The organism is Streptomyces sp. NPDC057307 (genome assembly GCF_042667665.1).
Classification (GTDB): Bacteria; Actinomycetota; Actinomycetes; order Streptomycetales; family Streptomycetaceae; genus Streptomyces.
This window is the reverse complement of record NZ_JBHUZM010000013.1, coordinates 14,088-27,081: the sequence shown is the minus strand read 5'-3', so window position 1 is coordinate 27,081 and position 12,994 is coordinate 14,088. Positions and strand designations below refer to the sequence as shown.

Genomic DNA, 12,994 nt, shown 5'->3' with positions numbered 1-12,994 from the left:
GGCGTGGCCCCGCCGAGACACACCGGGCGCGTCAGACGCACCAGGCGCGCCGGGCTCGTGGTGGAGCCCGGTGCGCCGTGGTGCGGCGTGCTCGCTCAACGCAGCGGTACGGCCACCGCGTCGTACGTCGTCTCCGGCGTCGGGGTCGTCGTGAAGCGGGCGTTGACCAGGTACAGGCGGTTGCCGAGGCGCGCCGCCGTCGTGGGTACGTCGAAGCGCGGGTCGGTGATGGAGCGCCGCAGCGTCGCGGTGGTGGCGCGCGCGTCGAGGTCGAACACGGTGATGAGGTTGAGGCGGTTCTGCACCACGTACAGCGTGCTGCCGACGCGCAGCAGCCCGTCGCCGTTGATGACGTTCTCCGCGCCCTTGAGGGTGATGACCGTGGCGTGCCCGGTCTTCGGGTCCACGCGGAACAGCTTGCCGATCGGGCTGTTGACGACGATCAGCGCGCGGCCGTCGGGGGTCGTCTCGATGCCGTTGGCGCTGATGCCGGTGGGCGCCTGCTCCCACTCGCCGCCGAGCGGGACACTCCGCAGGTCCTCCTTCTTCCCGCGCCGCCTGCCGCCGCGCGGGACGGTGTAGAGGACGGGGGCGTTCGAGTTGGTGAACCAGGCCCGGTCGCCGTACAGGATCACGTCGTTGACGAAGCCGGCCGTCGTCGGCTGATACGTGGCGGTGAGCCGGTTCGTACGGGTGTCGAGCACCCGGATGGAACCGCTCACGCCGCCCGAGATGTACAGCAGCCCGTCGCGGTCGAGCTTCAGACCGGTGGTGGCCCCGCCGGTCGCGCCCTCCAGGACCGTCCGGCCCTCGCCGGTGCGCAGGTCGGCGCGGCGGATCGAACCGTCCGCGAGGGAGCCCATGTAGGCGTACGGGCCGCTGCCGATGGCGATGCCCTCGGGGCGGAAGCCGTTGGGCAGCGGGAAGTCGGTGGGCCAGGAGGGGCGGGCGGGACGGCCGGGGCGGGTGTTCGCCGTGGCCGTGGCCGTACCGGCGCCGAGCGCGAACGTGGCGGCCACGGCGCCGCCGAGCACGGCACGGCGGGAGGGACTGAAGGGGCGGGAAGAGTCGGGGGGTGTCACAGACATGGCGTCGAGCCTCCGGGGCTTCGGGGGTGCCTGGGGACAGGGACAACTCCGGTGCGCTATGCGCACGTAACGCGCCGCACCCGCCACCGAGTTCCCGGTGCGGATACGGCACCCGCCCGGCTGTAGCCTCGGCGGCATGCCAGCGAATGATCGGGAGACCAGGTCCGGTGAGTCGGGCGAGCCGGGCGGGACGGACGAGTCGGGCGAGGTGACAGCGTGGCTGTCCCAGCACGCCGTACCCCTGAGCGGCGGCCTGACCGCCGGCGCGCCCACCGTCGACCTACAGCCGCTCAAGGAAGTCCTCGACGGCGTACGGATCGTGGGGCTCGGCGAGTCCACCCACGGCACGCGTGAGTTCTTCCAGCTCAAGCACCGGCTGCTGGAGTACCTGGTGACCGAGCTGGGCTTCACGACGCTGGCCATGGAGGCGAGCGCGTCCGCCGGTCCGGCCGTCGACGCGTACGTACGGGGCGGTGTCGGCGACCCCGCGCAGGTGCTGACCGGGCTGGGGTTCTGGACCTGGCGCACCGAAGAGGTCCTGGACATGATCGAGTGGATGCGCGCGTACAACGACGGGCGCCCGGCGGACGAGCAGGTCCGTTTCGCCGGTATCGACGCGCAGCGCTCCGGGGATTCGCTGGCGGTGCTCGAAGCGTTCCTCACCAGCGTGGCGCCGGACCGGCTGCCCGCTCTGCACTCCACGCTCGGCATCCTCGCCCACGCGTATCCGGGATCGCGCCCGGACCCCAAGCAGGGGTTGATGCACGAGGCGGAGAAGTTGCTGGAGTTCGTACGCGGCTACGACGAGCCCGACACCCCGGCCGGGGCCGTCGCGGTGCGGCACGCCCGGATCCTGGTCCGGGCCGCCGATCTGGTGACGCGCAGCGGACAGCACCCGGACCCGGAGCGGACGGTCTCCGCGGCGCGCGACCGGTACATGGCGCAGGCGGTCGAGGAGATCCTGGACGCCGACCCGGCGGCCAAGGTGGTGCTCTGGGGCCACAACAGCCATATCGCGAAGGGCCGTACGGCCGACTCCACGACCTCGCCTCTCGGCCGACACCTGCGCGAGCGGTACGGGGACGCGTACTACGCCCTCGGTCTCCTCTTCGGCGAGGGCTCCTTCCGCGCCCACCGCATCTGGCCGGGCCCCTGGAGCGGCGTCGGCGGCCTGACGGGCCGTATCGCCGAGGGCAACCCCATCGGCGCCCCCGCCCCCACCACGGTCGAGGCCCAACTCGCCACCGCCACCCCGGCGGACCACCTGCTCGACCTGCGCCCCGCCGGAGCGGACGACGCGCCCCGGCCGGTACGGGAGTGGGCCGACGCCCCGCACACGACGCGGTCGTTCGGCGCGCTGGTGCCCCGCTGGTTCTACCGCCGCGACGTCACCCCGGTCCGGCTGTCGGAGGAGTACGACGGCCTGGCGTACGTGGCGGTCTCGTCGGACTCCCGCCCGATCGCACCGTACCGGCCCGTAAGGCCGTAGAACCGTACAACCCTCCACCCCCGTCGGGGGTCCTGAGTTGCATGCCTTCTCCGCAGACCCTCCGCAGCCGTGGTGTGACCGCCACCTTCCACGGCGACACCGTCGTCATCGAGCGCGCCGGGGAACGTGCCACGATCCCGCTGAGGGTCATCCGGTCCGTACGCGCGGCGGAGGGCCGTTCCCGCACGGTCGAGATCACGCTCGCCGACAGCGCCGTGCACACGATCGCGGCCAACAACGCGACGGCCGCCACCGCTTTCGTCACGGCCGTCGGCGCCGCGCTGCCGCCCACTCCCGACGAGCGCGGCAGTGCCCTTGTGCGGACGGAGCCCCTGGCCGCCACGCCCCAGCTGTTCTCCGGCCGCCGCACCCTCGCCCTGTTCACGTTGGCCGTCGTGGTCTACCTCGTGTACCTCGGGTACATCGCCGTCGTCCACACCCCCTGGGCGATCTTCAGCGCGGTCGTCGGCCTGCTGCCACTGGGGCTGGGTCTCGCCACCACTGTCGTGACCGTCCGCCATCTGTACGTCAAGGCGGTGCTGCGCCGACGCGGGGTGATCGTCCAGGCGGTCGACGTCGGCAGCGCGGGCAAGAAGTCGGTGTACGCGTTCACGGATGCCGAGGGCAACGCGCACGAGTACCGCAGCGGCCTCCACGCCAACACCATCGAAGTCGCCTACGACCCGAGGAACCCGGAGCGCAAGGCGTCGGTGACCCCACTGCTCCTGGAGGTCCCCCGCGTGCTCCTGATGGTCCTCCTCGCCGGGGGCTTCACCCTGCTCGGTGCGATCTCCGTCCTCAGCCCGGTGCTGCCGTAACCCGGCGCGACCGCCCCGAACGCCCCGAGGGCGGCACCCCCTCTCGGGAGTGCCGCCCTCGGTTCGTACATGTGCGCAACTGCGAGCTACGCCATGAACCGCCGATCCCTCAGGATCAGAAGTCCATGTCACCGCCCGGCATGCCGCCCGGCGCGCCGCCGGCGCCGGCCTTCTCCGGCTTGTCGGCGATGACGGCCTCGGTGGTGAGGAACAGCGCCGCGATGGACGCCGCGTTCTGCAGCGCGGAACGCGTGACCTTCGCGGGGTCGATGATGCCCTCGGCGATCATGTCCACGTACTCGCCGGTCGCGGCGTTGAGGCCGTGACCGATCGGCAGGTTGCGGACCTTCTCGACGATGACGCCACCCTCGAGACCACCGTTGACGGCGATCTGCTTGAGCGGAGCCTCCAGCGCGAGCTTGACGATGTTCGCACCCGTCGCCTCGTCGCCTTCGAGCTCAAGCTTCTCGAACACCGAACCGGCCTGGAGCAGAGCCACGCCACCACCGGCGACGATGCCCTCCTCGACGGCGGCCTTGGCGTTGCGCACCGCGTCCTCGATGCGGTGCTTGCGCTCCTTGAGCTCGACCTCGGTCGCGGCGCCGGCCTTGATGACGGCCACGCCGCCGGCCAGCTTCGCGAGGCGCTCCTGGAGCTTCTCGCGGTCGTAGTCCGAGTCCGAGTTCTCGATCTCGGCGCGGATCTGGCTCACGCGACCGGCGACCTGCTCGCTGTCACCGGCACCGTCGACGATGGTGGTCTCGTCCTTGGTGATGACGACCTTGCGGGCACGGCCCAGCAGGTCGAGACCGGCGTTCTCCAGCTTGAGGCCGACCTCCTCGGAGATGACCGTGCCGCCCGTGAGGATGGCGATGTCGTTCAGCATCGCCTTGCGGCGGTCACCGAAGCCCGGGGCCTTGACGGCGACGGACTTGAAGGTGCCCTTGATCTTGTTGACGACGAGGGTGGAGAGCGCCTCGCCCTCGACGTCCTCGGCGATGATCAGCAGCGGCTTGCCCGACTGGATGACCTTCTCCAGGAGCGGCAGAACGTCCTTGACGCTGCCGATCTTGGAGTTGACGATCAGGATGTACGGGTCGTCGAGCGACGCCTCCATACGCTCCATGTCGGTGGCGAAGTACGCCGAGATGTAGCCCTTGTCGAAGCGCATGCCCTCGGTGAGCTCAAGCTCGAGCCCGAAGGTCTGCGACTCCTCGACGGTGATGACGCCTTCCTTGCCGACCTTGTCCATCGCCTCGGCGATGAGCTCGCCGATCTGGGTGTCGGCGGCGGAGATGGAGGCCGTCGAAGCGATCTGCTCCTTGGTCTCCACGTCCTTGGCCTGCTCAAGGAGGGCACCGGAGACGGCCTCGATGGCCTTCTCGATACCGCGCTTGAGGGCCATCGGGTTGGCGCCGGCGGCCACGTTGCGCAGGCCCTCGCGGACCAGGGCCTGGGCCAGGACGGTCGCGGTGGTCGTACCGTCACCGGCGACGTCGTCCGTCTTCTTGGCGACTTCCTTGACCAGCTCGGCGCCGATCTTCTCGTACGGGTCCTCGAGCTCGATCTCCTTGGCGATGGAAACACCATCGTTGGTGATCGTGGGGGCGCCCCACTTCTTCTCGAGGACGACGTTTCGGCCCTTGGGGCCAAGGGTGACCTTGACGGCGTCGGCGAGCTGGTTCATCCCGCGCTCGAGACCGCGCCGTGCCTCCTCGTCGAACGCGATGATCTTGGCCATGTGAAGTGGTCCTCCCGGACAGGGGGTGGATTCTCCGGACCGTGTCGGCGCCCGCGACGGACGGCCTGAGAGCCTTGCGGTTCCTTGCCCCACAGGCTCCCGGGCCTCGCTGACCCGGTCCATAAGTTGTCACTCTCACTAGCAGAGTGCTAACGCCAATGATTAGCACTCGACCCCCGAGAGTGCAAGCGACTCCCGAGTGACCACGACCCCTCCCACAGCCGCGCGCGTACGTCCCACAGCCGCACGCGCACGCGTGAGGGGCCCGTACCCCTTGCCGGGATACGGGCCCCTCATGCGTGAGTGCGTCGTTGGCCGATCGCGCCGGAATCAGACGGCGAGCTTGACCATGTCCGCCTGCGGACCCTTCTGGCCCTGCGAGATCTCGAACTCAACTCGCTGACCTTCTTCAAGGGTGCGGTAGCCGTCCATCTGGATCGCGCTGTAGTGGACGAAAACATCCGCACCACCGTCGACCGCGATGAAGCCGTAGCCCTTCTCCGCGTTGAACCACTTGACGGTGCCCTGAGCCATGCCTAACTCCCCTATTACTGGCCCCTGCGCGGGACCGCACTTCGCGCCGGAACGCGTCGACCGCGGCTGAATGTATCTGCCCAACTGCCCTCTGCAACAGGTCAATCGGACGAGAATTCTGGGCATGGCGGAACACGCAAAGAGGTGAATTGCCGGGCTACCAGGGCAAGTCGGGCCGGGCAAAGCGCAAGGAACCGCGCAAACAGCGTCCACACTTCGACCGCATCTTGTCGCGAACTCATATGCGCGGGGCACAGTCGCGGCAAGATCGGCGGCGGGGCTACCCCAACTGTACCGCGTTCAACCTCATGGAATTGCCCCCTCCGCTTCTCTTGCGGAGGGGGCAACACCGTTCACCGTGCGTGCTGTTCAGCCGCCGGCGACCGCCGGGATGATCGAGATGCCGGCGCCGTCCGGAGTGGCCGTCTCCAGGCCCTGCTCGAAGCGGACGTCGTCGTCGTTCACGTACACGTTGACGAAGCGCCGGAGCTTGCCCTGGTCGTCCAGGACGCGGGCGGCGATGCCCGGGTGGTTCGTCTCCAGGGACTCGATGACCTGGGAGAGGGTCGCGCCCTCGGCCGGAACCTCGGCCTTCCCACCGGTGTACGTACGGAGGATGGTGGGGATGCGGACGTTCACGCTCATCGGTTTCTGCCTTCCGAGAAGTAGCGGGTTGGTGAGAGGCTCAACGCGCCAGGCCCGCGTCACGGAACGCGTCGAGGCTCGGCGGAATCGTCGCGGTCGCCTGCGACGTCGCGGCCACCGCGTCCAGCGTCTTGAGCCCGTCACCGGTGTTCAGCACGACCGTCGTGAGCGCCGGGTCGAGCAGACCCGCCTCGATGAGCTTGCGCGTCACGCCCACGGTCACCCCGCCCGCCGTCTCGGCGAAGATCCCCTCGGTCCGGGCGAGCAGCTTGATCGCGTCCACGATCTGCTCGTCGTTCACGTCCTCCACGGCGCCGCCCGTGCGGCGGGCGATGTCCAGGACGTACGGGCCGTCGGCCGGGTTGCCGATCGCCAGCGACTTGGCGATCGTGTCCGGCTTCTGCGGCCGTACGACGTCGTGGCCGGCCTTGAAGGCGACCGACACCGGCGAACAGCCCTCGGCCTGCGCGCCGAAGATCTTGTACGGCTTGTCCTCGACCAGGCCGAGCGCGATCAGCTCCTTGAGCCCCTTGTCGATCTTCGTCAGCTGCGAGCCGGACGCGACCGGGATGACGAGCTGGTCGGGCAGCTCCCAGCCGAGCTGCTCGCAGATCTCGTACGCGAGGGTCTTGGAGCCCTCCCCGTAGTACGGGCGGAGGTTGACGTTGACGAAGCCCCAGCCCTCGCCCAGCGGGTCGCCGATCAGCTCGGAGCAGAAGCGGTTGACGTCGTCGTAGTTGCCCTCGATACCGACGAGTTCGCCGCCGTAGATCGCGGCCATGACGACCTTGCCCTGCTCCAGGTCGTGCGGGATGAAGACGCAGGAGCGGAAGCCGGCGCGCGCCGCGGCGGCGCCGACGGCGCCCGCGAGGTTGCCGGTGGAGGAGCAGGAGAGCGTGGTGAAGCCGAAGGCACGGGCCGCCTCGACGGCGATGGCGACGACGCGGTCCTTGAAGGAGTGCGTCGGGTTGCCGGAGTCGTCCTTCACGTACAGGCCGCCGGTGACGCCCAGCTCACGGGCGAGGTTGTCGGCCCTGACGAGCTTGGTGAAGCCGGGGTTGATGTTCGGCTTCGACGCCACGTCGGCGGGGACGGGCAGCAGCGGGGCGTAACGCCAGATGTTGTCGGGTCCGGCGGCGATGCGCTTCTTCAGCTCGTCGGGGCCGTCGGTCGGCAGGTCGTAGGCCACTTCGAGCGGGCCGAAACAGCTCTGACAGGCGAAGATCGGGCCGAGTTCGAAGCGTTCCCCGCATTCGCGGCACGAGAGGGCGGCGGCGGGTCCGAGATCCACGGGGGCGTCAGTGGTGCCGGAGGCGGCGATGTTGTCGGATTCGTGAACAGTCTGCACAGCCATGAAGGCGAGGCCCTTTCCTCATCTTCCTCGCGACGCATCTCGCCGCAAGACGGAATTGGCACCTTCCCCACCATGACCTCGCGGTCGGCGGGAGGGTTGCCGGGGCTTCAACGGGCCGTTCCCTCTGCCCCTCTGGATGAGCGGTATTCGATTGTCAGCGTGACGACCCCCGACATGCGACGGTCATCCGCGTTGTTCAAGACTGTAACCGAACCCCTGGACGGTTGAGCCCTTCGTCCGATCCGCGAGATGGAGATCACGTGCTGCAAGAGGTGGAGCGCTGGCTGGCCCGGCGGTCCTGGTCGGCGGCGGACCGGCCGGTCGACCGGCTGGTCGCCGCCAAGCAGGGTGCGCAGGTCAGCGTGGTGCTCCCGGCCCTGAACGAGGAGACCACGGTCGGCCGGATCGTCTCCGTGATCCGCCGTGAACTGATGGCGGGCCCGGCGCCGCTCGTCGACGAGCTGGTGGTGATCGACTCGGGCTCGACCGACCGCACGGGGGAGGTCGCGGCGGCCGCCGGGGCGCGGGTGGTGCACCGGGACGACATCCTGCCGAGGCTGCCGGCGGTGCCGGGCAAGGGCGAGGTGCTGTGGCGCTCGCTGCTGGTGACGAGCGGCGACATCGTCTGTTTCGTGGACGCGGATCTGAAGGACTTCTCGGCGGATTTCGTGTCGGGGGTCGTGGGGCCGCTGCTCACCGAGCCGGACGTGCGGTTCGTGAAGGCGATGTACGACCGCCCGCTCGGCGACGATCCGGGGCAGGGCGGCCGGGTGACCGAACTGGTGGCGCGTCCGCTGCTGAATCTGCACTGGCCGCTGCTGGCGGGGTTCGTGCAGCCGCTGGGCGGCGAGTACGCGGTACGGCGCTCACTGCTGGAGCGGCTGCCGTTCCCCGTGGGGTACGGGGTGGAGCTGGGCCTGCTGGTGGACGCGCTGCACACGGTGGGGCTGGACGCGCTGGGCCAGGTCGACGTCGGGGTGCGCAGACACCGCCACCAGGACAGCCAGGCGCTGGGGCGGATGGCGGCGGCGATCTACCGGACGGCGCAGCTGCGGCTGTCGCGGGGGCATCTGGTGCGGCCGGCGCTGACGCAGTTCGAGCGGGGCGAGGGGGGCTTCGAGCCGCGTACGCACGCGGTGGACACGGAGGAGCGGCCGCCGATGCGGGAGATCAGGGAGTACGCGGCGCGCCGGGCGGCTTGAGGGGTGCGCCGGGTGGCGTGAGGGATGCGGCGGGCGGCTTGAGGGGCGCCCCGGTACGGATTCAGCGGGCCGGGCCGGTTGATCTGCCGGCGATCTTCCGGCGATCGAGGACACGACCGGCCCAGGAGCCGCGTGGCACCACCGGTCTATTCGTATGATTTGCCTATATTGCCTGGCATGGTGATGAACACGGTGACCCTGACCACGGAACAGCTCTGGCTGCTGGGCGGCATGGCCCTCGCCCTCGTCGGCGCCGGGGTGGTGGCGCTGGCGGCGGCCCGTGGCCGGGGGCGTGGCTGATCCACGCCGACCGGAACCGTACGTTTGAGCGTTTCCGCGACGGGCTAGGTTTCGGCACATGGTCTCCGAGCACGCCGCCCAGGTTCTTGTCGCTTCCAATCGCGGCCCCGTCTCGTACACGCTCGGCGAGGACGGCACGCTGACCTCCGGGCGCGGCGGCGGCGGTCTCGTCTCCGGCCTCTCCGCCATCGGACCCGACACCGACGCCGTGTGGGTGTGCGCGGCGCTCGGCGACGGCGACCGCGAGGCCGTACGGCGCACCGACGGCCGGCTCGACACCGCCGACACGGGCGGACAGCGCGTCAGGATGCTCGGCATCCCGTCGGAGGTCTACGCGGACGCGTACAACGGCGTCGCGAACTCCACGCTCTGGTTCGTCCACCATCTGCTCTACCAGACCCCGCTGGAGCCGGCCTTCGGCACGGAGTTCCGGGAGCAGTGGGCGTCGTACGAGACGTACAACCGCGCTTTCGCGGAGGCCCTGGCCGACGAGGCGGGCGACGGCGCGGCCGTACTGATCCAGGACTACCACCTGGCCCTGGTGCCCGGCATGCTCCGGGCCCTGCGGCCCGATCTGCGCATCGGGCTCTTCTGGCACACGCCGTGGGCCCCGGTCGACTACTACCGGCTGCTGCCCGACGACATCGGGCGCCAGCTCCTGCGCGGCATCCTCGGCGCCGACCGCGCCGCGTTCCACACCCACCGCTGGGCGGACGCCTTCACCGCCTGCTGTACGGAACTGCTGGGCGGCACCGGCAAGACGCGGATCGGCGTGCACGGCCTCGGCGCCGACGCGGACTTCCTGCGCGAGCGGGCGAACCGGCCCGACGTGGACGAGCGGCTGGCCGAGCTGCGCGAGCAGATCGGTGAGCACGACGGGGCGCCCCGCAAGGCGATCGTGCGGGTGGACCGCACGGAGCTGTCGAAGAACATCGTGCGCGGCATGCTCGCCTACCGGCAGTTGCTGACCGACCGGCCGGAGTGGCGTGAGCGGGTCACGCATGTGGCGTTCGCCTACCCGTCCCGGCAGGACCTCGCGGTCTACCGCGCGTACACGGCGCGGGTGCAGGAGGTGGCCGACGAGATCAACTCCGAGTTCGGCACGCCCGGTTGGACGCCCGTGATGCTGCACGTCAAGGACGACTTCGCCCGCTCACTCGCCTCGTACCGCCTCGCGGACGTGGCGCTGGTGAACCCGATCCGCGACGGCATGAACCTGGTCGCGAAGGAGATCCCGGTCCTCTCGGAGAGCGGCTGCGCGCTGGTGCTGTCGCGCGAGGCGGGCGCGTACGAGGAGCTGGGCGAGGACGCGCTGGTGGTGAACCCGTACGACGTGACGGCCACGGCGGCGGCGCTGCACGAGGCCCTGACGATGGACACCGACGACCGGGCGGCTCGCACGAAACGCCTGGCCGCCGCCGCGACGGCGCTGCCGCCGCAGCGGTGGTTCCTGGACCAGTTGGACGCGCTGCGCGCGTTGTGAGGGCACGCGTGGGCTACCAGTCGACGGGCCGGTAGTCCTTGAGCAGTACGCCGTGGACCGGGCTGCCCGCCTGGCCCTGCACGATCGGGTGGTAGACGCGGGCGGCGCCGTCCACGATGTCCAGCGGCGGGCGCCAGCCGGTGGCGGCGTGGCGCTCCCTGGCTGGCAGGGGTTTCTCGTCGGTGACCCAGCCGGTGTCGACGCTGCACGCGTGGATGCCCCGCGTGGCCAGGTCGGCGGCGCTGGTGCGGGTGAGCATGTTGAGGGCGGCCTTGGCCATGTTGGTGTGCGGGTGGTCGCTCGTCTTCCGGTGGACGGTGAACTGCCCTTCCACGGCTGACACGTTGAGCAGATACCGCCGTGGGTGCGGTGACGCCGTGAGCAGCGGCAGCAGCCGGTCGGCGAGCAGGAACGGGGCCACCGCGTTGACGAGTTGGACCTCCAGCATCTCGGCCGGGTCGATGTCGCCGAGCTGGGCGGTCCAGGAGTTCTCGGCGGCGGTCTCGGTGAGCAGCCCGGCCTCGTCCGGGGTCGGCAGTACGGCGGTGGCCGAGGTTTTCGTACGGGGGACGAGTCCGGCGGTCCAGGACCGGGCCGCCAGCTCGGCGTTCCCCGTGCCGGGTACGGCGAAGCCGGGGGCCGTCCAGACGGCGGGCAGCGCGGCGCGCGGCGGTGCGCTCTCGGCGGCGGCCAGGGCGGAGTAGGCGCGCGGTGAACGGCGCAGCGTCTGGGCCGCGTTGTTGATCAGGATGTCCAACGGCCGTGCCTCGGCCAGCAGATGGTCGGTGAAGGCGAGCACCTGCCGGGGGTCGCGCAGGTCGAGCGCGGCGACGCGCAGCCGGTCCCACCAGTCGGCGGCGTCGGGGGCCGCCGCGAAGCGCCGTACCGCGTCCTGGGGGAAGCGGGTGGTCACCGTGAGGTCGGCGCCGTCGCGCAGCAGCATCAGTGCCAGCTGGTACCCGATCTTGACGCGCCCGCCGGTCAGCAGCGCGCGGTGCCCGGTCAGGTCGGTGCGGGCGCCGCGCCGGGCGAGGTTGTCGCGGGCGCAGTCGGGGCAGAGGCGGTGGTAGAAGTGGTGGATCCGCCGGTAGTGGTCCTTGCAGACGTAGCAGCGCTGGGGGCGGGTCAACTCACCGACGTCGCGCTCGCCCTGGGCATCCGGCAGGGGCGCGTCCATCGTCCGGTCCGGCGCGCCCATGACGGTGCCGGCCTGGATCTCGGCGTCCGCCGCCGCGCGGGCTCCGCGCGTGGCGGACCGGCGCTTGCGCCGCCCGTCCCGGAAAAGCCCGCTCGCCGCCCGCTCCAGCCGCTCGCGCCGGGGATCCTCGATCGACAGCTCCCGCGCCTCGTGCAGCAGCACCAGCGTCGCCCGTATCCGCTCGTCCATCCGGTCGTCGTCCATCGAACCTCGCCCCCGCTCACACCGAACGACCATGATGCGGGAGCCGAACGCCCGGTGTCGCCCGCGTTTCCGGGCGGCGGAGGCCCTCAGAGGCGGTCCGCCACGGACGCGAGGAAGTCGATCAGCGCCGCCGGGCCCGGCAGCACCAGGTCGGCCTTCTCGGCGAGTTCGGGGACCTCTCCCGTACCGCTGCACAGCAGCAGGCCCGGATGGCCGTCCGCGCGCAGGGCGTCGACCGCGGCGAAGGCCGGGAGGTCGCCCAGGTCGTCGCCGCCGTACACGACCGTCTCGGCGCCGACCTCGCGGACGTAACTCTCCAGGGCGACACCCTTGTCCATGCCCGGCGGGCGCAACTCCAGGACGAGGCGGCCCGGTTCGAGCATCAGACCGTGGCGCTCCGCCAGGTCGGCGAGGGGGGCGCGCAGGGCGTCGAAGGCGCCCTGGGGGTCCGTGGCACGGCGGGTGTGGACGGCGACCGCCTGGCCCTTCTCCTCGATCCAGGTGCCGCGCCAGACCTCGAACCGTTCGAGGAGTCCGGGGAGTTCGGCGCGGGCGGCCGCGACTCCGGGGTGCGGGGCCGGGGTGCGTACGGTGCCGCTGACCGCGTCCCAGCGCTCCGCGCCGTAGTGGCCCAGCACCACGAGGTGCTCCAGGCCGGGTACGCCGGCGAAGCCGCCGTACCGCACCGCGACACCCGCCGGGCGGCCGGTGATCACCGCGACGGACGCGACGTGCGGGGCGAGGGCGACGAGTGCGGGGACCGCGCCGGGGTGCGCGCGGGCCTGTTCGGGGTCGGGGACGATCTCGGCGAGCGTGCCGTCGAAGTCGAGCGCGACGACGGCTTTCCCGGGCCGGGCGAGTAGCGCGGCCAGGCCGTCGGCGCCGGCGGAGGTGACGGGGGTCGGCAGGGGGTTCGGGTGGCTGCCCATGCTCCGACC

General features: G+C 71.0%; 12 protein-coding genes and 1 riboswitch. Of the genes, 5 read left to right on the top strand and 7 right to left on the bottom strand.

What is annotated here, in order from left to right; translation table 11 throughout:
• Positions 1–95: 95 nt before the first annotated feature.
• Complete coding sequence (locus tag ACFUN8_RS07980) at positions 96–1,088, bottom strand: superoxide dismutase (protein ID WP_383633175.1); 993 nt, start codon at positions 1,086–1,088, stop codon at positions 96–98.
• A 136-nt stretch (positions 1,089–1,224) separates the two neighbouring features.
• Here ACFUN8_RS07980 and ACFUN8_RS07975 point away from each other — a divergent pair, with 136 nt between their 5' ends.
• Both ACFUN8_RS07975 and ACFUN8_RS07970 read left to right on the top strand, forming a co-directional pair.
• Complete coding sequence (locus ACFUN8_RS07975) at positions 1,225–2,577, top strand: erythromycin esterase family protein (RefSeq protein WP_383633172.1); 1,353 nt, start codon at positions 1,225–1,227, stop codon at positions 2,575–2,577.
• Between the two features lie 41 nt (positions 2,578–2,618).
• A complete protein-coding gene (locus ACFUN8_RS07970) occupies positions 2,619–3,395 on the top strand; it encodes a hypothetical protein (RefSeq protein WP_383633169.1) in 777 nt (258 codons plus the stop codon).
• A gap of 115 nt (positions 3,396–3,510) precedes the next feature.
• Here ACFUN8_RS07970 and groL read toward each other — a convergent pair whose 3' ends face one another.
• The 4 genes from groL to thrC all read right to left on the bottom strand — a co-directional run bounded on the left by groL (position 3,511) and on the right by thrC (position 7,669).
• On the bottom strand, positions 3,511–5,136 hold the full coding sequence (groL, locus tag ACFUN8_RS07965; protein ID WP_354606887.1) for a chaperonin GroEL: 1,626 nt from the start codon (positions 5,134–5,136) through the stop codon (positions 3,511–3,513).
• A gap of 330 nt (positions 5,137–5,466) precedes the next feature.
• Entirely contained in the window at positions 5,467–5,670 is a 204-nt protein-coding gene (locus tag ACFUN8_RS07960) for a cold-shock protein (protein WP_005315736.1), read from the bottom strand.
• Positions 5,671–6,039: 369 nt separating this feature from the next.
• A complete protein-coding gene (locus ACFUN8_RS07955) occupies positions 6,040–6,315 on the bottom strand; it encodes a ubiquitin-like small modifier protein 1 (protein ID WP_383633166.1) in 276 nt (91 codons plus the stop codon).
• Between the two features lie 40 nt (positions 6,316–6,355).
• Entirely contained in the window at positions 6,356–7,669 is a 1,314-nt protein-coding gene (gene thrC, locus ACFUN8_RS07950) for a threonine synthase (protein WP_383633163.1), read from the bottom strand.
• Positions 7,670–7,684: 15 nt separating this feature from the next.
• A riboswitch (SAM riboswitch) is annotated at positions 7,685–7,812 on the bottom strand.
• A 117-nt stretch (positions 7,813–7,929) separates the two neighbouring features.
• Here thrC and ACFUN8_RS07945 point away from each other — a divergent pair.
• The 3 genes from ACFUN8_RS07945 to ACFUN8_RS07935 all read left to right on the top strand — a co-directional run bounded on the left by ACFUN8_RS07945 (position 7,930) and on the right by ACFUN8_RS07935 (position 10,654).
• The gene (locus ACFUN8_RS07945; protein ID WP_383633160.1) at positions 7,930–8,871 is read left to right on the top strand and encodes a glucosyl-3-phosphoglycerate synthase; all 942 of its coding nucleotides are present in this window, start codon (positions 7,930–7,932) and stop codon (positions 8,869–8,871) included.
• Between the two features lie 177 nt (positions 8,872–9,048).
• A complete protein-coding gene (locus tag ACFUN8_RS07940; protein WP_383633157.1) occupies positions 9,049–9,171 on the top strand; it encodes a hypothetical protein in 123 nt (40 codons plus the stop codon).
• 58 nt (positions 9,172–9,229) lie between these two features.
• Positions 9,230–10,654: a trehalose-6-phosphate synthase gene (locus ACFUN8_RS07935; RefSeq protein WP_383633154.1), complete on the top strand. Its 1,425-nt coding sequence runs from the start codon at positions 9,230–9,232 to the stop codon at positions 10,652–10,654.
• A gap of 13 nt (positions 10,655–10,667) precedes the next feature.
• Here ACFUN8_RS07935 and ACFUN8_RS07930 read toward each other — a convergent pair whose 3' ends face one another.
• Both ACFUN8_RS07930 and otsB read right to left on the bottom strand, forming a co-directional pair.
• The gene (locus tag ACFUN8_RS07930; RefSeq protein WP_383633152.1) at positions 10,668–12,056 is read right to left on the bottom strand and encodes an SDR family NAD(P)-dependent oxidoreductase; all 1,389 of its coding nucleotides are present in this window, start codon (positions 12,054–12,056) and stop codon (positions 10,668–10,670) included.
• Positions 12,057–12,142: 86 nt separating this feature from the next.
• Positions 12,143–12,985, bottom strand: a complete 843-nt coding sequence (gene otsB, locus ACFUN8_RS07925; protein WP_383633149.1) for a trehalose-phosphatase — start codon at positions 12,983–12,985, stop codon at positions 12,143–12,145.
• Between the last annotated feature and the right edge of the window lie 9 nt (positions 12,986–12,994).